At 54.9% G+C, this 19,063-nt stretch carries 33 protein-coding genes; 2 read left to right on the top strand and 31 right to left on the bottom strand.

Features of this window, described 5'->3' with window-relative positions; all coding sequences use genetic code 11:
• The first annotated feature begins 57 nt into the window (after nt 1–57).
• Entirely contained in the window at nt 58–480 is a 423-nt protein-coding gene (locus MLE19_RS13395; RefSeq protein WP_425356813.1) for a DoxX family protein, read from the top strand.
• A 69-nt stretch (nt 481–549) separates the two neighbouring features.
• The gene (locus tag MLE19_RS13390) at nt 550–1,287 is read left to right on the top strand and encodes a dioxygenase family protein (RefSeq protein ID WP_240718657.1); all 738 of its coding nucleotides are present in this window, start codon (nt 550–552) and stop codon (nt 1,285–1,287) included.
• Here the strand turns inward: MLE19_RS13390 and MLE19_RS13385 are convergent.
• The 31 genes from MLE19_RS13385 to tuf form a co-directional block, all read right to left on the bottom strand.
• Nucleotides 1,284–2,159, bottom strand: a complete 876-nt coding sequence (locus MLE19_RS13385; RefSeq protein ID WP_240718656.1) for a DMT family transporter — start codon at nt 2,157–2,159, stop codon at nt 1,284–1,286. The genes MLE19_RS13390 and MLE19_RS13385 overlap by 4 nt on opposite strands.
• An 80-nt stretch (nt 2,160–2,239) precedes the next feature.
• Nucleotides 2,240–3,628 carry a D-alanyl-D-alanine carboxypeptidase gene (locus MLE19_RS13380; protein WP_240718655.1) on the bottom strand — a complete coding sequence of 463 codons (1,389 nt, stop codon included), beginning with the start codon at nt 3,626–3,628 and terminating at the stop codon, nt 2,240–2,242.
• A gap of 268 nt (nt 3,629–3,896) precedes the next feature.
• A complete protein-coding gene (gene rplQ / locus MLE19_RS13375) occupies nt 3,897–4,283 on the bottom strand; it encodes a 50S ribosomal protein L17 (RefSeq protein WP_008959150.1) in 387 nt (128 codons plus the stop codon).
• Between the two features lie 39 nt (nt 4,284–4,322).
• Nucleotides 4,323–5,318 (bottom strand): DNA-directed RNA polymerase subunit alpha, encoded by a 996-nt coding sequence (locus MLE19_RS13370; protein ID WP_240718654.1) that lies wholly within the window; start codon nt 5,316–5,318, stop codon nt 4,323–4,325.
• 98 nt (nt 5,319–5,416) lie between these two features.
• The gene (gene rpsD, locus MLE19_RS13365) at nt 5,417–6,037 is read right to left on the bottom strand and encodes a 30S ribosomal protein S4 (protein ID WP_008959152.1); all 621 of its coding nucleotides are present in this window, start codon (nt 6,035–6,037) and stop codon (nt 5,417–5,419) included.
• 12 nt (nt 6,038–6,049) lie between these two features.
• Nucleotides 6,050–6,436, bottom strand: coding sequence for a 30S ribosomal protein S11 (gene rpsK / locus MLE19_RS13360; RefSeq protein ID WP_007111985.1), 387 nt, complete (start codon nt 6,434–6,436; stop codon nt 6,050–6,052).
• Between the two features lie 52 nt (nt 6,437–6,488).
• The gene (rpsM, locus tag MLE19_RS13355; protein ID WP_008959153.1) at nt 6,489–6,845 is read right to left on the bottom strand and encodes a 30S ribosomal protein S13; all 357 of its coding nucleotides are present in this window, start codon (nt 6,843–6,845) and stop codon (nt 6,489–6,491) included.
• Between the two features lie 123 nt (nt 6,846–6,968).
• Entirely contained in the window at nt 6,969–7,082 is a 114-nt protein-coding gene (rpmJ, locus tag MLE19_RS13350) for a 50S ribosomal protein L36 (RefSeq protein ID WP_008959154.1), read from the bottom strand.
• A 66-nt stretch (nt 7,083–7,148) separates the two neighbouring features.
• The gene (gene secY / locus MLE19_RS13345; RefSeq protein WP_240718653.1) at nt 7,149–8,480 is read right to left on the bottom strand and encodes a preprotein translocase subunit SecY; all 1,332 of its coding nucleotides are present in this window, start codon (nt 8,478–8,480) and stop codon (nt 7,149–7,151) included.
• Nucleotides 8,481–8,915 carry a 50S ribosomal protein L15 gene (gene rplO, locus MLE19_RS13340; protein ID WP_240718652.1) on the bottom strand — a complete coding sequence of 145 codons (435 nt, stop codon included), beginning with the start codon at nt 8,913–8,915 and terminating at the stop codon, nt 8,481–8,483. It abuts the gene before it with no gap.
• Nucleotides 8,916–8,918: 3 nt separating this feature from the next.
• The gene (gene rpmD, locus MLE19_RS13335; RefSeq protein ID WP_008959157.1) at nt 8,919–9,101 is read right to left on the bottom strand and encodes a 50S ribosomal protein L30; all 183 of its coding nucleotides are present in this window, start codon (nt 9,099–9,101) and stop codon (nt 8,919–8,921) included.
• A 6-nt stretch (nt 9,102–9,107) separates the two neighbouring features.
• Nucleotides 9,108–9,608: a 30S ribosomal protein S5 gene (gene rpsE / locus MLE19_RS13330; protein ID WP_078089853.1), complete on the bottom strand. Its 501-nt coding sequence runs from the start codon at nt 9,606–9,608 to the stop codon at nt 9,108–9,110.
• A gap of 11 nt (nt 9,609–9,619) precedes the next feature.
• Nucleotides 9,620–9,970 carry a 50S ribosomal protein L18 gene (gene rplR / locus MLE19_RS13325; RefSeq protein ID WP_008959159.1) on the bottom strand — a complete coding sequence of 117 codons (351 nt, stop codon included), beginning with the start codon at nt 9,968–9,970 and terminating at the stop codon, nt 9,620–9,622.
• 9 nt (nt 9,971–9,979) lie between these two features.
• The gene (rplF, locus tag MLE19_RS13320) at nt 9,980–10,510 is read right to left on the bottom strand and encodes a 50S ribosomal protein L6 (protein WP_240718651.1); all 531 of its coding nucleotides are present in this window, start codon (nt 10,508–10,510) and stop codon (nt 9,980–9,982) included.
• Between the two features lie 9 nt (nt 10,511–10,519).
• The gene (rpsH, locus tag MLE19_RS13315; RefSeq protein WP_240718650.1) at nt 10,520–10,912 is read right to left on the bottom strand and encodes a 30S ribosomal protein S8; all 393 of its coding nucleotides are present in this window, start codon (nt 10,910–10,912) and stop codon (nt 10,520–10,522) included.
• A 32-nt stretch (nt 10,913–10,944) separates the two neighbouring features.
• Entirely contained in the window at nt 10,945–11,250 is a 306-nt protein-coding gene (rpsN, locus tag MLE19_RS13310; RefSeq protein ID WP_240718649.1) for a 30S ribosomal protein S14, read from the bottom strand.
• A gap of 10 nt (nt 11,251–11,260) precedes the next feature.
• Nucleotides 11,261–11,800 (bottom strand): 50S ribosomal protein L5, encoded by a 540-nt coding sequence (gene rplE, locus MLE19_RS13305; RefSeq protein ID WP_035582688.1) that lies wholly within the window; start codon nt 11,798–11,800, stop codon nt 11,261–11,263.
• Between the two features lie 18 nt (nt 11,801–11,818).
• Nucleotides 11,819–12,133 carry a 50S ribosomal protein L24 gene (gene rplX, locus MLE19_RS13300; protein ID WP_007111996.1) on the bottom strand — a complete coding sequence of 105 codons (315 nt, stop codon included), beginning with the start codon at nt 12,131–12,133 and terminating at the stop codon, nt 11,819–11,821.
• A gap of 14 nt (nt 12,134–12,147) precedes the next feature.
• Nucleotides 12,148–12,519, bottom strand: coding sequence for a 50S ribosomal protein L14 (gene rplN / locus MLE19_RS13295; RefSeq protein ID WP_008959163.1), 372 nt, complete (start codon nt 12,517–12,519; stop codon nt 12,148–12,150).
• Nucleotides 12,520–12,568: 49 nt separating this feature from the next.
• A complete protein-coding gene (gene rpsQ / locus MLE19_RS13290; protein WP_096276515.1) occupies nt 12,569–12,829 on the bottom strand; it encodes a 30S ribosomal protein S17 in 261 nt (86 codons plus the stop codon).
• Nucleotide 12,830: 1 nt separating this feature from the next.
• Entirely contained in the window at nt 12,831–13,022 is a 192-nt protein-coding gene (gene rpmC / locus MLE19_RS13285) for a 50S ribosomal protein L29 (RefSeq protein WP_007111999.1), read from the bottom strand.
• Complete coding sequence (gene rplP, locus MLE19_RS13280) at nt 13,022–13,435, bottom strand: 50S ribosomal protein L16 (protein WP_007112000.1); 414 nt, start codon at nt 13,433–13,435, stop codon at nt 13,022–13,024. Before rplP ends, rpmC begins: the two co-directional genes overlap by 1 nt.
• A gap of 15 nt (nt 13,436–13,450) precedes the next feature.
• On the bottom strand, nt 13,451–14,149 hold the full coding sequence (gene rpsC / locus MLE19_RS13275) for a 30S ribosomal protein S3 (protein WP_008959164.1): 699 nt from the start codon (nt 14,147–14,149) through the stop codon (nt 13,451–13,453).
• Nucleotides 14,150–14,159: 10 nt separating this feature from the next.
• Nucleotides 14,160–14,492, bottom strand: coding sequence for a 50S ribosomal protein L22 (gene rplV / locus MLE19_RS13270; protein ID WP_007112002.1), 333 nt, complete (start codon nt 14,490–14,492; stop codon nt 14,160–14,162).
• 18 nt (nt 14,493–14,510) lie between these two features.
• Nucleotides 14,511–14,786: a 30S ribosomal protein S19 gene (gene rpsS / locus MLE19_RS13265; protein ID WP_009098993.1), complete on the bottom strand. Its 276-nt coding sequence runs from the start codon at nt 14,784–14,786 to the stop codon at nt 14,511–14,513.
• 33 nt (nt 14,787–14,819) lie between these two features.
• Entirely contained in the window at nt 14,820–15,650 is an 831-nt protein-coding gene (rplB, locus tag MLE19_RS13260; protein WP_240718648.1) for a 50S ribosomal protein L2, read from the bottom strand.
• Between the two features lie 17 nt (nt 15,651–15,667).
• Complete coding sequence (rplW, locus tag MLE19_RS13255) at nt 15,668–15,964, bottom strand: 50S ribosomal protein L23 (protein ID WP_008959167.1); 297 nt, start codon at nt 15,962–15,964, stop codon at nt 15,668–15,670.
• Nucleotides 15,961–16,566 carry a 50S ribosomal protein L4 gene (gene rplD / locus MLE19_RS13250; RefSeq protein WP_240718647.1) on the bottom strand — a complete coding sequence of 202 codons (606 nt, stop codon included), beginning with the start codon at nt 16,564–16,566 and terminating at the stop codon, nt 15,961–15,963. Before rplD ends, rplW begins: the two co-directional genes overlap by 4 nt.
• Nucleotides 16,567–16,581: 15 nt before the next feature.
• Entirely contained in the window at nt 16,582–17,220 is a 639-nt protein-coding gene (rplC, locus tag MLE19_RS13245) for a 50S ribosomal protein L3 (protein WP_240718646.1), read from the bottom strand.
• A gap of 161 nt (nt 17,221–17,381) precedes the next feature.
• Nucleotides 17,382–17,693 (bottom strand): 30S ribosomal protein S10, encoded by a 312-nt coding sequence (rpsJ, locus tag MLE19_RS13240; protein WP_007112007.1) that lies wholly within the window; start codon nt 17,691–17,693, stop codon nt 17,382–17,384.
• 159 nt (nt 17,694–17,852) lie between these two features.
• Nucleotides 17,853–19,046, bottom strand: coding sequence for an elongation factor Tu (gene tuf, locus MLE19_RS13235; protein ID WP_101147113.1), 1,194 nt, complete (start codon nt 19,044–19,046; stop codon nt 17,853–17,855).
• Nucleotides 19,047–19,063 lie beyond the last annotated feature (17 nt).

Raw genomic sequence — 19,063 nt, 5'->3', positions numbered from 1 at the left:
CACAAGCTGATTATCTCACCCAGACCTAGCGCTAAAGTAGCTTCATCAACCACATCGATGGACGCTATTCACATGACGACTCAATCATCACGTACAGCCTCACACTCTGCTATTACGCTTCTACGTGTAAGCCTTGGCGTTCTGGCGCTTGCTCACGGTTTACTCAAAGTGTTTGTATTCACCTTACCGGGCACGGTCGGCTATTTCGAATCACTGGGCTTACCGGGAGTGTTAGCCTACTTAACCATTGCTGCCGAAGTAGGCGGCGGTATCGCTCTCCTGCTCGGTGTGTATACCCGCTGGGTAAGTTTGGCACTGGTGCCGGTTCTACTGGGTGCCACTTGGGTACATTTGGGTAACGGCTGGATGTTCTCGAATGCGGGAGGCGGCTGGGAATTCCCAGTGTTCTGGACGCTAGCGCTTATCGTACAAGCAGGACTGGGTAGCGGTTCCTGGGTGTTAAATCGTCGCTTTGCCTAAACCTATCATTTAAGCCCTCACCAGCGCTTTCCACACGGTAATCGCTGGCACTGCTTTGGAGCGTCACTGATGTTACCTAGCCTGTTTATTTCTCATGGTTCACCCATGCTGGCACTGAATAAAACCGCTGCCCATACGTTTCTGCGTGAACTTGGCAGCCAGCTCTCACCCAAAGCAGTGGTCGTGATTTCAGCCCACTGGGAGAGTCACCAGCTACTTGTCAGCAGCAGCGTCAAACCGGAGACGATTCACGATTTCGGTGGGTTTCCGCGTGCGCTCTTTGAGTGCCAATATCCCGCGCCTGGTGAGCCCGAACTGTCCGATCGACTGGCCCTCTTATTGGATGCTTCGCCTGTTGAGCGCGGATTTGATCACGGTGCCTGGGTGCCACTCTCACTGATGCTTCCAGACGCCAATGTGCCGGTGGTTTCTCTATCGCTACCTGTCCACTGGGGCAATGCGGAGCTTGCGTCACTTGGCGAGCGCCTGGCGATACTGCGTGAAGAGGGAATTTTGATTATCGGCTCGGGTAGCCTGACCCATAATCTATATGAACTCATGCCTCAAGAGAGCCCGATGCCCAGCTGGGTGGGGGAGTTTGCGCGCTGGGTACATGAACGACTGGTCGCCAATGACCGCGCGGCGCTGCTTGACTGGGAGAACGCCCCCTACGCGCGCAAGAACCACCCCACGCCAGAGCATTTCTTGCCCTTGCTGGTTGCCATGGGTGCCGGAGGCAGCGCGAGTCAGCTACACCACAGCGTGGAACACGGCGTGCTGGCGATGGATGTCTACCAATTTGCTTAAGCCGTCGGCCGACGTTTCAGCGTTGTCCGGCGGTCATGATACGCCACCGCCAACCCGCTACCCATAATCAAAACGCTGCCGACCCAAACCCAAAGGTCGGGTATTTCACCCCAAAACCACCAACCAAGCAGTACTGCCCAAAGCATTGCCGTGTAATCAAACGGGGCGGCAATGGCCGCAGGGGCATACCGAAAGGCCAACGTTATGAAAGCGGTGGCCGCGACCCCCAGTATGCCTGAAGCGAAAAAACCCACCCAGTGCCATGGTTGCGGGGTTTGCCACACCCATGGCAGCGTTAGTCCAGTGACGATTAACGGAACAAAGGTCATGTAAAACAGCATCGCCCATAGGTGCTCACGGGCACCGTAACGGCGGGCAGTGATCATCATCAAGGCATAAAACAGCGCTGCAGCTACCAACACCAAAGCGCCAACCTGAAACGCATCGCCGTTGGGTCGGACGACAATTAGCACGCCAGCAAACCCCACTAACGATGCAATCAGCACCGGTGGGTCAATTCGCTCTCCCAATAATGGCACCGAGAGTAGCGTTACAAACAGCGGCGCCACAAAAGCGATGGCCGTGGCTTCCGCCAAAGGCAGCAGCGTTAACCCCCACACGAAACAGACCATAGTGGCGGTGTAGATCAATCCGCGCAGAAAATGGACGCCCGGTCGCTGGGTGCGCAGCTTACGCAAACCGCCGGCAAAATGGGCAAGTAGTGCAATCATCGGTAACGAGACTAACGCACGGAAGAAAATAATCTGCAGCGGTGAATGTGTTTCACCTAACCATTTGGAAACGGCGTCCCCCAAGGCGAGAAACAGTACGCCCATGCACATGCAGAGTATGCCCTTCAGTGAGGTGGTCACCGCAATCTCCTTGTTTAAGATTAGAAGCAATAAAAAACCCCGCCAATGCATGATTGGCAGGGTGTCGTCACCACGCCTGCTTATAAGCTGGCGTTAACGACCATGCAATCCATCCCCTGGGAGTGCAGCTCTCGACAGGCTTGGCGTGCACGCTGTTCATCCAGTGCCACTAAACGTGCGCGATAAACCGGCGTTTGGCCTTGCACGGTATCTATTTCTACACGCCCACCGACGCCTTGTCCGATGCGGTTGGCTGCCTGCTGAGCAAGGTGCCGCGCCTGCATCTCCTGGCTAAAAGCACCTACCTGAATCCCCCAGTTGCCGCCTGTCTCGGAAACCGAGGCCATTTGACGCTCGCGCTCAATAAAAGCACGCAAGGGGTCGGGCTCCGCCACCGTATCACTTGGCTCGGGACGCTGAATAACCGCAATATTGGCCAACTGCTCTTCGAGATCCACACTGGGCGGTGAAGTAGGTGATGGTGATAGCGTGGTCGTTTCTACCACGGCGACGACGGGCTGACGCTGTGCTGGCTGAGGAGGAGCGGCTGGCCGGGCGGGTGCCAACGCGGGCGGCCCAAATGACATAAACTCCTGTGCTACATTGGTATTGGCTACCCAGGTTTGTTGGTCGCGGAGTGACGCACGCATAAAGCTGCGATCCAACAGGTTAGCCATATGGGTATCTCGAGACTGGGAAGAAAAACCACCCATGACGACCGCCATCAAACGACGATTACCGCGTACTGCCGTGGTCGCCACGTTAAAACCAGAAGCACGAATAAAGCCCGTTTTGAGTCCATCAGCACCTGGATAGTCACGCACTAAGCGGTTATGGCTGGTATGGCGTGTGCCCCGATAGGTAAACTCTTGCAGCCCAAAGTAGTGATAGTACTGAGGGAAATCCTGCATGACCCGCACTGATAGGGTCAACATATCGCGAGCGGTAGTCACTTGGCGATCATCCGGCAAGCCTGAAGCGTTACGAAAAGTGGTGGCCGGCATACCAAGTTCACGCGCTTTGGTAGTCATCATTTGGGCAAAATGGGCTTCACTACCGCCCAACGCTTCAGCGACCACTGCGGCCACATCATTCGCAGAACGAACCGCCAGTGCTCGGATGGCCGTATCCACCGGGATAGAGCTACCGGCCGAGAGCCACAGCTTCACAGCAGGCTTGGCAGCGGCATAGGGGGAGACCGGAAGCGGCTGATCCAGGCGTAAAGTGCCTTCTTCCAGCGCTTCAAAGGTCAAATACAGGGTCATCATCTTAGTCAGTGAAGCAGGGTAGCGCTGGTCATCAATATTCTCAGCGTACAGAACTTCGCCATTATCCAAGTCAACGACAATGCCCGCATAGCGTGGGTTGTCAGCTTGAACGCTGGTCATCGTCGCCAAAATGATCAGCAACATCATACTCAATGACCATGCCGCCGACGCTCCACCGGCGCTTTTTACCCTCGCATACATACCCGCCCCTTGCTTGTTATCAATGCACTGTGACTGACCCAATACCTGACTACCATGCCATACTCAAGGCGCAACGCAAGGCTTTCACCTGCCTGCATGGCAACGCTTACCTGGGTTAATAATAGGTCGAGTATAGGTGATTAATAAGGAGAATAACCGCCGTTCGGCTCAGAAAAAGCATAGAAGGCAAAATAAATGAGCGCTAAAAAAAACCGACCCACTAAGGGGTCGGTTTTCATTCGCTACCAAAGAAGCCTGGAACAGAGGATTACTCTTCTGCCGCTGCTTCTTCAACAACCGGACGATCTACTAGCTCAACGAACGCCATAGGCGCGTTGTCGCCGGTGCGGAAGCCGCACTTAAGAATACGGACGTAACCGCCCGGACGCTCGGCATAACGCGGACCTAATTCGTTGAACAGTTTACCGACGGCTTCTTTAGAGCGCGTGCGGGCAAACGCCAAACGACGGTTTGCAACGCTATCCTGCTTAGACAAGGTGATCAGCGGCTCGATAACGCGACGCAGCTCCTTGGCTTTCGGCAGGGTTGTCTTGATGACTTCATGCTCGACCAGCGAGACAGACATGTTCTTGAACATGGCCTGACGATGCGAGCTGGTGCGATTCAGATGACGACCACTCTTACGATGACGCATGGTTGTAATTCCTTACCAAACTGGGACTCAAGTCGACGCTCACGCGGAGGCCTTGTCGTCCTTCAGGCTTGCCGGTGGCCAATTTTCCAACCGCATGCCAAGGGACAAGCCGCGAGCTGCCAATACATCTTTGATTTCATTCAAAGACTTTTTACCGAGGTTCGGTGTCTTCAACAGCTCAACTTCTGTGCGCTGGATAAGATCACCGATGTAATAGATATTCTCGGCTTTTAGGCAGTTCGCGCTGCGAACGGTCAACTCAAGATCGTCTACGGGGCGCAATAGAATCGGATCAACATGATCCTCTTCCTCTTCGACTTCCTGTTCTTTATCAGCTTCCAGGTCGACGAAGGCGGCCAGCTGCTCTTGCAGGATGGTCGCACTGCGACGGATAGCCTCTTCCGGATCCAGGGTACCGTCGGTTTCCAGATCGATAATCAGCTTATCGAGGTCGGTGCGCTGCTCTACACGAGCGGCCTCAACCGAATAGGAAACGCGGCGGACAGGGCTGAAGGTGGCATCCAGCTGCAGGCGGCCAATAGCACGAGTCTCTTCATCAGAGCCACGCGAGTCAGCCGGCTCGTAGCCACGACCCAGCGCTACCTTAAGCTGAATTTTCAGCTCGGCACCTTCATTGACGTGTGCAATGATGTGGTCCGGGTTGACGATTTCGACGCTATGATCAAGCGCAATGTCGCCAGCGGTGACGACGGCTGGGCCCTGCTTGTTCAGCGTGAGCACCGCCTCATCGCGGCTGTGCATTTTGATCGCAACATCTTTCAAGTTCAGGAGGATCTCAATGACATCTTCCTGCACCCCTTCGAGCGCACTGTACTCATGCTCGACACCGGCGATTTCAGCCTCTACCACAGCACAGCCGGGCATGGACGAAAGCAGAATGCGACGCAGTGCATTCCCCAGGGTGTGACCAAAGCCACGCTCGAACGGTTCGAGCACGATTTTGGCGTGATGTGCGCTGATTTCTTCGACCTTGATGTCGCGAGGACGGAGAAACTCTGTCACTGAACGCTGCATATGAACACCTTTCAGGCTGCCAAACGGATACTTGGTACTCGGTACGACCTGGCGCTGGCCTTAAACCCGCACCAGATCGACAAGAAACAGAACGCTGCTTACTTGGAGTACAGCTCGACGATCAGGTTTTCGTTGATGTCGGCAGACAGGTCACCGCGTTCAGGCAGAGCCTTGAAAGTGCCTTCCATCTTCTTGGCGTCGATTTCGATCCAAGCGATATCGCCACGGTTGGCCGCAATGGACAACGCGCTTTGAATACGTGCTTGGTTTTTCGCCTTTTCGCGAATGGAAACAACGTCACCCGGCTTCACTTGGTAGGAAGCTACGTTAACGGTGCGGCCGTTCACGGAAATCGCCTTGTGGCTGACCAGCTGACGCGCTTCTGAGCGAGTCGAGCCGAAGCCCATGCGGTAGACGACATTATCCAGTCGGGATTCGAGCAACTGCAACAATACCTCACCGGTCGCGCCTTTCAGGCGAGCAGCTTCTTTGTAGTAGTTGCGGAACTGTTTTTCGAGTACGCCGTACATGCGACGTACTTTTTGCTTCTCGCGAAGCTGCAAGCCGTAGTCTGAAAGACGTTGACGACGCTGGCCGTGTACACCCGGGATTTGCTCGGATTTACACTTTTTCTCGAAGGGAGTCACACCACTCTTCAAAAAGAGGTCTGTGCCTTCACGACGAGACAGTTTGCACTTCGGTCCAATATAACGAGCCATGAATCTGTCTCCTTAAACGCGGCGTTTCTTCGGCGGACGGCAGCCATTATGGGGAATGGGCGTCGCGTCTACGATGCTTTGCACGCGGAAGCCGGCGGCGTTCAGTGCGCGCACGGCGGATTCACGACCGGGACCTGGGCCTTTAACCAGTACGTCTACGTTTTTCACACCATACTCGGCTGCAGCAGTTGCTGCACGTTCGCTTGCCACTTGAGCAGCGAACGGGGTGCTCTTGCGAGAACCACGAAAACCCGAACCACCGGCAGTCGCCCAAGAAAGAGCGTTGCCCTGGCGGTCTGTGATCGTCACGATCGTGTTATTAAAAGAGGCATGGATATGCGCAATTGCGTCCACTACCTGCTTTTTAACCTTTTTACGGTTACTACGCGGGTTAGCCATGTTGATGTCTATTCCTGTCGTTACGCCGGCTCTCTATTAAAGAGCCTGCGTATTATTTGCGGATCGGCTTACGCGGGCCCTTACGGGTGCGCGCGTTAGTCTTAGTCCGCTGACCACGCAGCGGAAGACTACGACGATGACGCAGACCACGGTAGCAGCCTAAGTCCATGAGACGCTTAATGTTCAGCGTGACATCACGACGAAGGTCGCCTTCTACGGTGTACTTACCAACTTCAGAACGCAGGGTGTCGACTTCTTCAGAAGACAGATCCTGGATCTTGGCAGTAGTGGCAATACCAGCTGCAGCACAGATGTGCTCAGCACGGGTACGGCCAATCCCGAAGATATAGGTCAGCGAGATCGCCGCATGCTTGTTGTCCGGGATATTGACGCCTGCAATACGGGCCATCAGCTTACTCCGAAATTTGAGCGGCTTGCTCGTTTATTCATCTACAAAAGGCGCAACAGCATACCCCTTTAAGTGCCCTAAGGCAAGGGGTATGCTGGCACCCGCTTAATACAACCCAGGCTATTAACCCTGGCGCTGTTTGTGCCGTGGTTCGCTGCAGATGACGCGGACAGCGCCATTGCGACGAATGATCTTGCAGTTACGGCACATTTTCTTTACGGAAGCTCGAACTTTCATCGATCTTTCTCCAAAAACCGGCTCGCGGCACGCCCCCTCACTAACTTAATAGGGGTAGACGGCGCCTTAGCGCATGATACCGCCGCTACCGTAGCCTTTCAGGTTGGACTTCTTCATCACTGAGTCATACTGATGCGACATGAGATGCGACTGCACCTGGGCCATGAAGTCCATGATGACCACGACTACGATTAACAACGAGGTACCGCCGAAAAAGAACGGCACGTTCCACGCCACAATCAAGAACTGGGGCATCAAGGAAACCGCAGTGATATACAAGGCACCGAACAGGGTCAGACGTGTCATGACCTTGTCGATATAGCGAGCGGTCTGCTCGCCGGGGCGAATGCCCGGCAGGAAAGCACCTGACTTTTTAAGATTGTCAGCCACATCCTTGGGGTTGAAGACCAGCGCTGTGTAAAAGAAGCAGAAGAATACCACTGCCGCCGCGAAAAGCAAGATGTAAAGCGGTTGACCTGGGCCTAATGCCTGAGATGCACGCTGCAACCACTCCATACCTTCACCGGCACCTACCCACTGACCAATAGAGGCCGGGAAGAGTAGAATACTGGAGGCAAAAATCGCCGGGATAACACCGGCCATGTTGACCTTCAAAGGCAGGTAGCTACTTTGCCCTGCATACATCTTATTGCCCACTTGCCGCCGTGGGTAGTTAACCTTGAGACGGCGTTGGCCGCGCTCAATGAAGACTACAAAGGCGACAGTCGCAATACCTAACGCTGACAACGCTAACAGCGGCAGAACATTCCAGGCCCCTTCATTACGGGCAAGCTCGAACGCTTGGCCCACGGCACTGGGCAGTCCAGCGACAATACCGGCGAAGATCAGCAGCGAAATACCGTTGCCGATGCCCTTCTCGGTAATCTGCTCACCTAGCCACATCATAAACACCGCACCTGATACGAACGTAATCACGGCGGTGAAGTAGAAGCTGAAGTCAGCAGTGTACGCGATGCCTTGGCTAGCCAGACCGACGGACATGCCGGTAGCCTGGACAAATGCCAGTATCACCGTGCCGTAGCGGGTGTACTGGCTAATCTTGCGGCGGCCAGCCTCACCCTCTTTCTTGAGCTGTTCAAGATGAGGAGAGACCGCAGTCATGAGCTGCATGATAATCGACGCCGAAATATAGGGCATTATACCCAGGGCGAGGACACTCATGCGCTCCAGGGCGCCACCCGAGAACATGTTAAACATGCCCAAGATGGTGCCCTGTTGCTCCCTAAACAAGGCAGCAAGCTGGTCAGGATTGATACCGGGAACGGGAATGTGGGCACCAATACGGTACACCACGATGGCGAGGAGCACGAAGCGCAAACGCGCCCACAGTTCACTCAGACCGCTGCCCATCGCCGGCATTTTTCCTGACTTGGCCATTTAGTCCTCTACCTTGCCGCCAGCGGCTTCGATCGCTTCACGGGCACCTTTGGTGACCTTGATTCCGCGAACGGTAACCGCTGTTTTCAATTCGCCAGAAAGGATGATCTTCGCGTGTAGCGTAGAGTCCTTTAGCACGTTGGCTTCTTTCAAAGTCGCCATGGTGACTTCGCCACCGGCAACTTTAGCAAGTTCAGCCAGGCGTACTTCTTCAGAGACCAAAGACTTTGCAGACGTAAAACCGAATTTCGGTAAACGACGCTGCAAAGGCATCTGACCGCCTTCGAAACCGGGCTTAACACTGCCGCCACTACGTGATTTCTGACCTTTGTGACCACGGCCACCGGTCTTACCAAGACCGGAACCGATGCCACGACCAACGCGCTTTGCAGCGTGTTTGGAGCCCGGAGCCGGGCTTAGGTTATTGAGTTTCATGGATTACTCTCCCTCAACGCGCACAAGGTAAGTTACCTTGTGGATCATGCCGCGTACGGCAGGGGTGTCTTCCAGTTCAACCGTATGACCGATGCGACGCAGGCCCAAGCCTTTCATAGTAGCCTTGTGCTTGGGCATAATGCCGATGGTGCTGCGGATCTGGGTAACCTTGATCGTTGCTGCCATGGTGCCTTACCCCGTGATCGCTTCGACAGACAAACCGCGCTTAGCGGCAATGTCTTCCGGTGCTTGCATGGCAGAGAGACCTTTAACAGTCGCTCGAACCACGTTAACCGGGTTGGTGGAACCGTAGCACTTGGCCAGTACGTCGTGGACACCGGCAAGCTCTAATACAGAGCGCATGGCGCCACCGGCGATGATGCCGGTACCTTCGGAAGCCGGCTGCATGTACACCTTGGAAGCACCGTGACGGGCTTTTACCGGGTACTGCAGCGTGTGGCCAGCAAGGTTCACCTTGACCATGTTGCGACGAGCTTGATCCATCGCTTTCTGAATCGCGACCGGCACTTCACGCGCCTTGCCACGACCAAAACCGACACGACCTTTACCATCACCAACGACGGTCAGTGCGGTGAAGCCGAAAATACGACCACCCTTGACCACCTTGGCGACGCGGTTGACCTGCACTAACTTCTCTTGCAGATCACCGCTTTGCTGTTCGTTCTTCGCCATCGTAAAACCCTTTAGAATTCCAGGCCGCCTTCACGTGCGGCGTCGGCCAGCGCCTTGACGCGGCCGTGATACTTAAAGCCAGCACGGTCGAAGGCCACCTGGGTGATGCCTGCTTCTTTAGCGCGTTCGGCAATCAGAGCACCTACTTTAGAGGCAGCATCTGAATTACCGGTCGCACCCTCACGCAGTGCTTTGTCCAGCGTAGAAGCACTGGCTAGCACTTTGCCACCATCCGGCGAGATAATCTGCGCATAGATGTGACGCGGGGTACGGTTGACGCACAGGCGATACACGCCCAGCTCGCGGATCTTTGCGCGAGCGCGGCGGGCACGACGGAGACGAGATTCTTTCTTCGCGTTCATAACCCTGCCTTACTTCTTCTTGGCTTCTTTGCGACGCACCTGCTCGTCGGCGTACCGTACACCCTTGCCTTTATACGGCTCGGGCGGACGGAAAGCGCGGATTTCCGCGGCGCACTGACCGAGCTGCTGCTTGTCCGCGCTTTTCAGCACGATCACGGTGTTCTTCGGCGTTTCCGCTGAGACACCCTTAGGCAGTTCGTAGTCGACCGGGTGCGAGAAGCCCAGTGAAAGATTGAGCGTCTGGCCCTTAGCTTGGGCACGATAACCGACGCCAACAATTTCGAGAGTTCTTGTGAAACCCTCAGATACGCCCGTTACCAGGTTCTGAACTAAGGCACGGGTAGTCCCGGCCATGGCCCAGCTCTTGGCAGATTCGCTCGGGGCGAAGGTCAGCTGGCCATCTTCTTGAGCAACCACTACATCAGAGTGGATAGTCATAGATAGCGTGCCTTGGCCGCCTTTGGCGGTCAGCTGGTCAGCATTGATTTTAACCTCAACGCCGGCAGGCACTTTAACCGGATATTTCGCTATGCGGGACATTCCAGCCTCCTAGAATACGGTGCAGATGACTTCGCCACCGACACCCGCTTGGCGCGCGGCACGATCGGTCATGACACCATTAGATGTGGTGACAATCGCGATACCCAGACCATCGGCGACCTTAGGCAGGTTGTCCTTGCCCATATAACGGCGCAGGGACGGCTTGGAAACCCGCTGAATGTGCTCAATTACCGGCTTACCCTCAAAGTACTTGAGAGTCACGGTCAGCTCAGGCTTAACACCCTCCGCTACCGTAAAGTCAGTAATGTAGCCTTCTTCCTTTAGCACTCGGGCCACTTGCACTTTCAGCTTGGAGGACGGCATGGTTGCCGTCTCCTTGGTGGCCATCTGCGCATTGCGGATACGAGTAAACATATCCGCCAGAGTGTCTTGCATGCTCATTTAATGTGCGCTCCTGATGATTCTACGTGGCGTTACCAACTGGACTTCTTCAGTCCAGGAACGTCGCCACGCATGGCGGCTTCACGCAGCTTGTTACGGCCGAGGCCGAACTTGTTGTAAAAACCGTGCGGACGACCGGTAATACGGCAGCGGTTACGCTGACGCACCGGGCTTGAGTCGCGCGGCAGTTGCTGCAGCTTCAGCGTCGCCTCGAAGCGGTCTTCTTCAGTCGTGTTAACGTCTGAGATGATCTTCTTGAGCTCAGCACGCTTGGTGGCATACTTCGCCACCAATTGCGTACGCTTGAGCTCACGCTCTATCATACTTTTCTTAGCCATGATCCAACCCTTATTTCTTGAACGGGAAGTTCAGCGCGGTTAAAAGCGCACGACCTTCCTCGTCGGTGTTGGCGGTCGTAGTGATAGTGACGTCCAACCCCCGGATGCGATCGATCTTATCATACTCGATCTCCGGGAAGATGATCTGCTCACGCACACCCATAGAGTAATTGCCGCGACCGTCAAAGGACTTCGGGTTGAGACCACGGAAGTCACGCACACGAGGAATCGCGATGTAAACCAAACGATCCAAGAAGTCCCACATGCGCTCAGCGCGTAGGGTCACCTTGATGCCGATTGGCCAACCTTCGCGCACCTTGAAGCCCGCGATGGACTTACGTGCTTTGGTCACCAACGGTTTTTGACCAGAGAGTTTCTCTAGATCGCCGATGGCATTGTCAATCAACTTTTTATCGTTGACTGCTTCGCCGATACCCATGTTCAGAGTCACTTTCGTGATCCGTGGTACCTGCATAACGTTGGCATAGCTGAACTCTTCTTTGAGTTGAGCTGCTACCTCGTTTTGATAACGTTCTTTCAAGTTCGCCATTTTGCTACCCGACTCGCGTTAGGCGTCGATCTGCGTCTGCGTCGACTTGTAGATACGTACCTTGGTACCGTCTTCCTTCACTTGGAAGCCGACGCGATCCGCCTTACCGGTCTCCGAATTGAAGATGGCTACGTTGGACGCGTGAATCGGAGCCTCACGCTCGACGATACCGCCCTGATTACCCGCCATGGGATTTGGCTTGGTGTGACGTTTAATCATGTTCACACCGGACACCAAGAAGCGGTTTTCTAATACCCGCTTAACGGTGCCACGTTTGCCTTTATCCTTCCCGGCGATGACGATGACTTCATCGTCACGTTTGATCTTTTGCATATCCGCCTCGCTCCTTACAGCACTTCAGGCGCTAAGGAAATGATCTTCATGAACTTTTCATTACGAAGTTCACGAGTCACCGGCCCAAAAATACGGGTACCGATGGGCTGTTCGTTGGTGTTATTCAACAAAACTGCCGCATTTCCATCGAAACGGATGAGCGAACCGTCGGGACGACGGACGCCACTACGGGTCCGGACCACGACCGCTTTTAGCACCTGGCCTTTTTTGACCTTGCCACGCGGAATCGCTTCCTTAACCGTGACCTTGATGATATCACCAACGCGAGCGTAACGACGGTGTGAACCGCCTAACACCTTGATGCACTGCACCCGGCGCGCTCCGCTGTTGTCGGCGACATCCAGCATTGTCTGAGTCTGAATCATCGGTTTTCTCCAAACCTAATCTGACTGCACTGATTGACAAGCCTTGGGATTAACCCTTGGCGTGTTCAACCACCTCGACCAGCGTCCAAGCTTTTTTCTTGGAAAGCGGACGGCACTCTTGAATAGAGACCGTATCGCCTGCCTTAGCCTGGTTCGCCTCATCATGGGCGTGCAGCTTGGTGGAGCGCTTAACGTATTTTCCGTAGATCGGGTGACGCTCGCGCCGCTCGATCATAACGACGATGGACTTATCCATCTTATCGCTCACCACTTTACCGGTGAGCGTACGCGTTGTTTTCTCTTCGGCCATCTCAATCACCTGCCTTCTCGTTGAGCAAAGTCTTAACGCGGGCGATATCCCGACGGACCTGCTTGAGCAGATGAGTCTGGCTCAGTTGGCCAGTGGCCTTCTGCATGCGCAGGTTAAACTGCTCGCGGAGGAGTTCGAGGAGTTGCTCCTGGAGCTCTCCTGCGGACTTTTCACGAATTTCCTGGGCTTTCATCACATCACCGTCCGTTTCGCAAAGGTGGTGGATAAGGGCATTTTCTGTGCGGCGAGCTCAAACGCTTCACGAGCGAGCTCTTCCGACACGCCTTCAATTTCATACAGGACCCGACCCGGTTGGATCTGGGCAACCCAGTACTCAACTGAACCTTTACCTTTACCCATACGAACTTCGAGCGGCTTCTTGGAGATCGGCTTATCAGGGAAGACGCGGATCCAAATCTTACCGCCACGTTTTACGTGACGTGTGATCGCACGACGGCCTGCTTCGATCTGACGCGCAGTAATGCGGCCGCGACCAGTAGCTTTTAGGCCGTATTCCCCGAAGCTGATCTTGCTTCCGCGATGCGCCAGGCCACGGTTGCGGCCTTTCATCATCTTGCGGAATTTCATACGCTTGGGCTGTAACATCGACTCGCTCTCCCCTTACCTGGAACCTTTCTTCTTGGGCGCGTTGCCGGCAGGCTGTTTGGCCTTGGCACGTACTTCCTCGATACCGCCGAGGATTTCACCCTTGAAGATCCACACTTTGACGCCGATAACGCCGTAGGTGGTGTGAGCTTCGTAAGTGGCGTAGTCGATATCCGCACGCAACGTGTGCAGCGGAACGCGACCTTCGCGGTACCATTCGGTACGTGCGATTTCAGCGCCACCAAGACGACCTGACAGCTGAATCTTGATGCCACCAGCGCCAAGACGCATTGCGTTCTGTACCGCGCGCTTCATAGCACGACGGAACATGACGCGACGCTCAAGCTGACCCGCTACGTTAGCAGCGACTAGCTTGGCATCCAGCTCCGGCTTGCGAACTTCTTCGATGTTCACATGCACGGGAACACCCATCATCTGGGTAAGATCGCGACGCAAACGGTCGACATCTTCACCTTTTTTACCAATCACGATACCCGGACGGGCAGTGTGAATGGTGATGCGGGCGTTATTCGCCGGACGCTCGATGTGGATGCGGCTAACGGAGGCGCTTTTAAGACGCTCTTCCAGGAAGCTACGCACTTCGAGATCGTTATTGAGCTTATCGGCGTAAGCGCCGCGCTCAGCATACCAGACAGAAGCATGGTCTTTGACGATGCCCAGTCGAATGCCTGTTGGATTGACTTTCTGACCCATCGGTCGACTCCTACTTCTCGGCTACCTTGACGGTGATGTGGCACGTGCGCTTCAAGATACGATCCGCACGCCCCTTGGCACGCGGCTTGATACGCTTGAGCGTCATGCCCTCATCGACGCAGATGGTCGAGACACGCAGCTCGTCAATATCCATGCCGTTATTTTCTTCCGCATTCGCAATCGCGGATTGCAGCACCTTCTTAACCAGCTTGGCAGCCTTCTTCGGTGAGAAGGTCAGCAGGTCGAGTGCCTCGGCGACAGGTTTACCGCGCACCTGGTCAGCCACCAAACGGGCCTTCTGGGCGGATAAACGAGCGCCAAGCAGCTTAGCTGTGACTTCCATCTCTCAATCCTCTCTGGCTTACCGTTTGGCTTTCTTATCCGCCGCATGCCCACGATAAGTGCGGGTAGCAGCGAATTCGCCCAATTTGTGGCCAACCATTTCCTCGGAAACATGCACCGGGACGTGTTGGCGACCATTATGGACCGCGATAGTGAGGCCTACCATATTGGGCAGGATCATAGAACGACGCGACCAAGTCTTGATCGGTTTGCGATCGTTCTTCTCCACTGCAGCCTCTACCTTCTTCAAAAGATGAAGGTCAATGAAGGGACCTTTCTTTAGTGAACGTGGCACAGCCGTTACCTCTTAATGTCTTGGCAATTTAGATCAACGCGTCTTATTACGACGACGAATGATCAGCTTGTCGGTGCGCTTGTTCTTACGCGTCTTGTGACCCTTAGTCGGCACACCCCATGGGGATACCGGGTGACGACCACCACTGGTGCGGCCTTCGCCACCACCGTGCGGGTGATCGACTGGGTTCATCGCGACACCGCGAACAGTCGGACGCACGCCTCTCCAGCGCTTCGCACCGGCCTTGCCAAGTTGACGCAGGCTGTGCTCAGAGTTGCTCACTTCACCCAAAGTCGCGCGGCACTCGGCCAACACTTTGCGCATTTCGCCAGAGCGAAGACGCAGGGTGGCATAGTTACCTTCACGAGCAACCAACTGGGCGCTTGTACCGGCACTGCGAGCAATCTGCGCACCTTTGCCCGGCTTGAGTTCGATGCAGTGCACCGTAGAACCCAACGGGACGTTGCGCAGCGGCAAGGCATTGCCTTTTTTGATTGACGCGTTAACACCAGATTCCAGCACGTCACCCGCGCTGACACCTTTCGGTGCAATGATGTAACGACGCTCACCATCGGCATACTTCAGCAGTGCAATGTGCGCGCTGCGATTGGGATCGTGCTCCAGGCGCTCAACGGTGGCAGGAATGCCATCCTTGGTGCGCTTGAAATCGATCAGCCGATAGTGGTGACGATGACCACCGCCCACGTGGCGGGTGGTGATACGACCGTAATTATTCCGGCCGCCGGACTTGGACTGTTTTTCTAAAAGCGGTGCATAACCACGGCCTTTAAACAGTTCCTCGCCAACGATCTTGACGACGTGGCGACGACCGGCGGAAGTGGGTTTGGTCTTGACGATTGCCATTATCCGTACTCCTGCCCTTATTCGGCGCCTGAGAAGTCTTCGAGCGTTTCACCCGCAGCCAGGGTCACATACGCTTTGCGGTAACCCTTACGTAGGCCAACACCGTTCGCAGTACGCTTCGTTTTACCCTTCATGTTCAGTACCTGAACACTGCCGACCTTCTTGCCGAAGAGTGCTTCAACGGCCTTCTTGATCTCGGGCTTGGTAGCATCAGATGCCACCTTGAAAACGTACTGGTTGCGCTCGGCTGCCATCGCGGCTTTTTCGGTCACGTGCGGTCCAAGCAGAACCTTGAATACGCGTTCCTGGTTCATGCCAGCTTCTCCTCGAATTTACGCAGGGCGGAGACGGTAATCAGGACCTTATCAAAGGCTACCAGGCTTACCGGGTCAGCTGCCGCGACATCCACCACGTCAACGTGGGGAAGGTTGCGTGCGGCCAAATAGAGCTTCTCATCAATTTCTTCAGTGACGATCAACACTTTTTCAAGGTTGAGCTCTTTCAGCTTGGCAGCTACCTGCTTGGTCTTAGGCGCATCGACGATGAACTCTTCAATCGCAACTAAGCGCTCTTGACGTACCAGCTCAGACAAGATGGAGCGCATCGCTGCACGGTACATCTTGCGGTTAACCTTCTGGGTGTAGTCTTGCGGACGAGCCGCGAAGGTTACGCCGCCGCTACGCCATAGCGGAGAGCGGATAGTACCGGCACGTGCACGACCGGTGCCTTTCTGACGCCACGGCTTTTTACCACCGCCACGAACGTCTGAACGACTCTTTTGTGCGCGGGTTCCCTGGCGGCCAGCTGCCAAATAAGCAGTAACAACCTGGTGAACGAGCGCTTCGTTGAATTCTTTGCCAAAAGTGGCGTCGGCTACTTCAACGGTACCCGCGCCTGCAGCAAGATTCAGATTCATTGGTAATTATCCCCTTCAGCCTGCTTTCACGGCGCTGCGAACGATAACGTCACTACCGGGAGCACCCGGTACGGCGCCTTTGATCAGCAGCAGGTTACGCTCGGCGTCGACACGGACGATCTCAAGGCTTTGAACGGTGCAACGGGCATTACCCATTTGACCGGCCATCTTTTTGCCTTTGAAAACGCGACCCGGAGTCTGACACATGCCGATAGAACCCGGCGCGCGGTGCGACAGAGAGTTACCGTGAGTCATGTCTTGGGTACGGAAATTCCAGCGCTTAACAGCACCCTGGAAGCCTTTACCCTTAGAGGTGCCAGTCACATCAACCATTTGACCAGCTTCGAAGAGGGATACGGTGATTTCGCCGCCCACTTCAGGAATCGTTTCGCCTTCTGCAAGACGAAATTCCATCAGTGCACGACCAGCTTCAACACCCGCCTTGGCAAACTGACCAGCCTGCGCTTTGGTGAGGTGCTTAGCTTTGCGAGAGCCAGATGTAACCTGAATCGCTGCGTAACCGTCAGAATCGACAGACTTAACGCGTGTAACACGATTAGGATCAACTTCAATAACGGTTACGGGCACGGATGCGCCGTCTTCGGTAAAGACACGGGTCATTCCGGCCTTTTTACCGACTAAACCGATAGTCATACTCAGTCTCCTATAGTGTACGGGGCTATCACCCGCTATGGCTGCCCTTTCCAGAGCATTCCACTAGCACATTGTATGGCGCCTCACGGCGCGGCGGCTGCTGCTCATACTAGCTTGTCATTACAAGCGATGAGCGCTGGGCCGCGAAGTGACTAGTGTAATTAGTTGAGCTTGATTTGCACGTCAACGCCTGCGGCGAGATCAAGTTTCATCAAAGCATCAACAGTTTTCTCGGTCGGCTCAACAATGTCGAGCACACGCTTGTGCGTACGAATCTCATACTGGTCACGCGCATCTTTGTTGACGTGCGGCGAGATCAGAATGGTGTAACGCTCGCGATTGGTTGGCAGCGGAATCGGTCCACGAACCTGAGCACCAGTACGCTTAGCGGTTTCAACGATCTCCGCTGTGGACTGATCGATCAGGCGATGGTCGAAAGCTTTCAACCGAATGCGAATCTTTTGGTTCTGCATTTGCCCTAAACTCCAATGGATGTCGACGGCGCGAGCCGTCTACCCACGCATTCAAAGGATGCGCATTATAGGCACGCCATAAGCCCATGTCAAACATTTGCTGATGGTGCGCAGAAAAGGGGGCTCATCAGAGCCCCCTTCATCACTCAAGCAAGTAGCTTACTTGACGATCTTGGCCACAACGCCAGCACCGACAGTACGGCCGCCTTCACGAATAGCGAAGCGCAAACCTTCGTCCATTGCGATCGGAGCGATCAAGGTAACAACCATCTGAACGTTGTCACCCGGCATGACCATTTCAACGCCCTCCGGCAGTTCACAGGTACCTGTTACGTCAGTGGTACGGAAGTAGAACTGCGGACGGTAGCCCTTGAAGAAAGGCGTGTGACGACCACCCTCTTCTTTGGACAGTACGTAAACTTCTGCTTCGAAGGTAGTGTGCGGGTTGATGGTGCCCGGCTTGGCCAATACTTGACCACGCTCGACGTCATCACGCTTAGTACCACGCAGCAGGGCGCCAACGTTCTCACCAGCACGACCTTCGTCGAGCAGCTTACGGAACATTTCAACACCGGTAACGATCGTTTTGGTGGTGTCGCGGATACCCACGATTTCCACTTCTTCGCCCGCTTTGACGATGCCGCGCTCTACACGACCGGTAACAACAGTACCGCGGCCAGAGATAGAGAACACGTCTTCGATCGGCATCAGGAACGGCTGGTCGATAGCACGCTCCGGCTCAGGAATGTACTCATCCAGAGCTTTGATCAGATTAGCAACGGCGGTAGTACCCATGCCGTTCTCATCTTCACCGTTCAACGCCATCAGCGCAGAACCAGTGATGATCGGCGTGTCGTCACCCGGGAAGTCGTACTGGTCTAGAAGTTCACGAACTTCCATTTCTACCAGCTCGAGCAGCTCTTCGTCATCGACCATGTCCGCTTTGTTCAGGAACACAACGATGAACGGTACGCCAACCTGACGAGACAGCAGGATGTGCTCGCGAGTTTGCGGCATCGGGCCGTCTGCGGCAGAACATACCAGGATTGCGCCGTCCATCTGCGCAGCACCGGTGATCATGTTCTTGACGTAGTCAGCGTGTCCTGGGCAGTCAACGTGAGCGTAGTGACGCTCTTCAGACTGATATTCCACGTGAGAAGTAGCGATGGTGATACCGCGCTCGCGCTCTTCAGGAGCGTTATCGATGGTATCAAACTCACGCCAGTCGCCGCCGAAAACCTCAGCAGACACGCGGGTTAGGGCCGCAGTCAGAGTCGTTTTACCGTGGTCGACGTGACCAATGGTGCCGACGTTGACGTGCGGTTTGGAACGTTCAAATTTTTCCTTAGCCACTGCTATAACCTCTTTAC

It is taken from the genome of Vreelandella neptunia, from assembly GCF_022489065.1.
Classification (GTDB): domain Bacteria; phylum Pseudomonadota; class Gammaproteobacteria; order Pseudomonadales; family Halomonadaceae; genus Vreelandella; species Vreelandella neptunia_A.
Note: the sequence above shows the minus strand (reverse complement) of the source record. Positions and strands in the feature narration are given on the sequence as shown.

What these genes read in the sequence shown, in the direction of transcription:
- rplX (WP_007111996.1), bottom strand. Translation starts at nt 12,133, where the DNA reads ATGCAAAAGATCAAACGTGACGATGAAGTCATCGTCATCGCCGGGAAG.
- rpmJ (WP_008959154.1), bottom strand. Translation starts at nt 7,082, where the DNA reads ATGAAAGTTCGAGCTTCCGTAAAGAAAATGTGCCGTAACTGCAAGATC.
- rplC (WP_240718646.1), bottom strand. Translation starts at nt 17,220, where the DNA reads ATGACTATCGGTTTAGTCGGTAAAAAGGCCGGAATGACCCGTGTCTTT.
- rplR (WP_008959159.1), bottom strand. Translation starts at nt 9,970, where the DNA reads ATGAACGCGAAGAAAGAATCTCGTCTCCGTCGTGCCCGCCGCGCTCGC.
- rplD (WP_240718647.1), bottom strand. Translation starts at nt 16,566, where the DNA reads ATGAATCTGAATCTTGCTGCAGGCGCGGGTACCGTTGAAGTAGCCGAC.
- rplO (WP_240718652.1), bottom strand. Translation starts at nt 8,915, where the DNA reads ATGAAACTCAATAACCTAAGCCCGGCTCCGGGCTCCAAACACGCTGCA.
- rplP (WP_007112000.1), bottom strand. Translation starts at nt 13,435, where the DNA reads ATGTTACAGCCCAAGCGTATGAAATTCCGCAAGATGATGAAAGGCCGC.
- rplF (WP_240718651.1), bottom strand. Translation starts at nt 10,510, where the DNA reads ATGTCCCGCATAGCGAAATATCCGGTTAAAGTGCCTGCCGGCGTTGAG.
- rpsK (WP_007111985.1), bottom strand. Translation starts at nt 6,436, where the DNA reads ATGGCTAACCCGCGTAGTAACCGTAAAAAGGTTAAAAAGCAGGTAGTG.
- rpsN (WP_240718649.1), bottom strand. Translation starts at nt 11,250, where the DNA reads ATGGCTAAGAAAAGTATGATAGAGCGTGAGCTCAAGCGTACGCAATTG.
- rpsJ (WP_007112007.1), bottom strand. Translation starts at nt 17,693, where the DNA reads ATGCAGAACCAAAAGATTCGCATTCGGTTGAAAGCTTTCGACCATCGC.
- rpsQ (WP_096276515.1), bottom strand. Translation starts at nt 12,829, where the DNA reads ATGGCCGAAGAGAAAACAACGCGTACGCTCACCGGTAAAGTGGTGAGC.
- MLE19_RS13395 (WP_425356813.1), top strand. Translation starts at nt 58, where the DNA reads ATGGACGCTATTCACATGACGACTCAATCATCACGTACAGCCTCACAC.
- rpsH (WP_240718650.1), bottom strand. Translation starts at nt 10,912, where the DNA reads ATGAGCATGCAAGACACTCTGGCGGATATGTTTACTCGTATCCGCAAT.
- rpsC (WP_008959164.1), bottom strand. Translation starts at nt 14,149, where the DNA reads ATGGGTCAGAAAGTCAATCCAACAGGCATTCGACTGGGCATCGTCAAA.
- rplE (WP_035582688.1), bottom strand. Translation starts at nt 11,800, where the DNA reads ATGGCGAACTTGAAAGAACGTTATCAAAACGAGGTAGCAGCTCAACTC.
- rpsD (WP_008959152.1), bottom strand. Translation starts at nt 6,037, where the DNA reads ATGGCTCGTTATATTGGACCGAAGTGCAAACTGTCTCGTCGTGAAGGC.
- secY (WP_240718653.1), bottom strand. Translation starts at nt 8,480, where the DNA reads ATGGCCAAGTCAGGAAAAATGCCGGCGATGGGCAGCGGTCTGAGTGAA.
- rpmC (WP_007111999.1), bottom strand. Translation starts at nt 13,022, where the DNA reads ATGAAAGCCCAGGAAATTCGTGAAAAGTCCGCAGGAGAGCTCCAGGAG.
- MLE19_RS13390 (WP_240718657.1), top strand. Translation starts at nt 550, where the DNA reads ATGTTACCTAGCCTGTTTATTTCTCATGGTTCACCCATGCTGGCACTG.
- rplN (WP_008959163.1), bottom strand. Translation starts at nt 12,519, where the DNA reads ATGATTCAGACTCAGACAATGCTGGATGTCGCCGACAACAGCGGAGCG.
- rpsM (WP_008959153.1), bottom strand. Translation starts at nt 6,845, where the DNA reads ATGGCCCGTATTGCAGGCGTCAATATCCCGGACAACAAGCATGCGGCG.
- MLE19_RS13380 (WP_240718655.1), bottom strand. Translation starts at nt 3,628, where the DNA reads ATGTATGCGAGGGTAAAAAGCGCCGGTGGAGCGTCGGCGGCATGGTCA.
- rpmD (WP_008959157.1), bottom strand. Translation starts at nt 9,101, where the DNA reads ATGGCAGCAACGATCAAGGTTACCCAGATCCGCAGCACCATCGGCATT.
- rplV (WP_007112002.1), bottom strand. Translation starts at nt 14,492, where the DNA reads ATGGAAGTCACAGCTAAGCTGCTTGGCGCTCGTTTATCCGCCCAGAAG.
- MLE19_RS13370 (WP_240718654.1), bottom strand. Translation starts at nt 5,318, where the DNA reads ATGCAGCGTTCAGTGACAGAGTTTCTCCGTCCTCGCGACATCAAGGTC.
- rplQ (WP_008959150.1), bottom strand. Translation starts at nt 4,283, where the DNA reads ATGCGTCATCGTAAGAGTGGTCGTCATCTGAATCGCACCAGCTCGCAT.
- rplW (WP_008959167.1), bottom strand. Translation starts at nt 15,964, where the DNA reads ATGAACCAGGAACGCGTATTCAAGGTTCTGCTTGGACCGCACGTGACC.
- rpsE (WP_078089853.1), bottom strand. Translation starts at nt 9,608, where the DNA reads ATGGCGAAGAACGAACAGCAAAGCGGTGATCTGCAAGAGAAGTTAGTG.
- rplB (WP_240718648.1), bottom strand. Translation starts at nt 15,650, where the DNA reads ATGGCAATCGTCAAGACCAAACCCACTTCCGCCGGTCGTCGCCACGTC.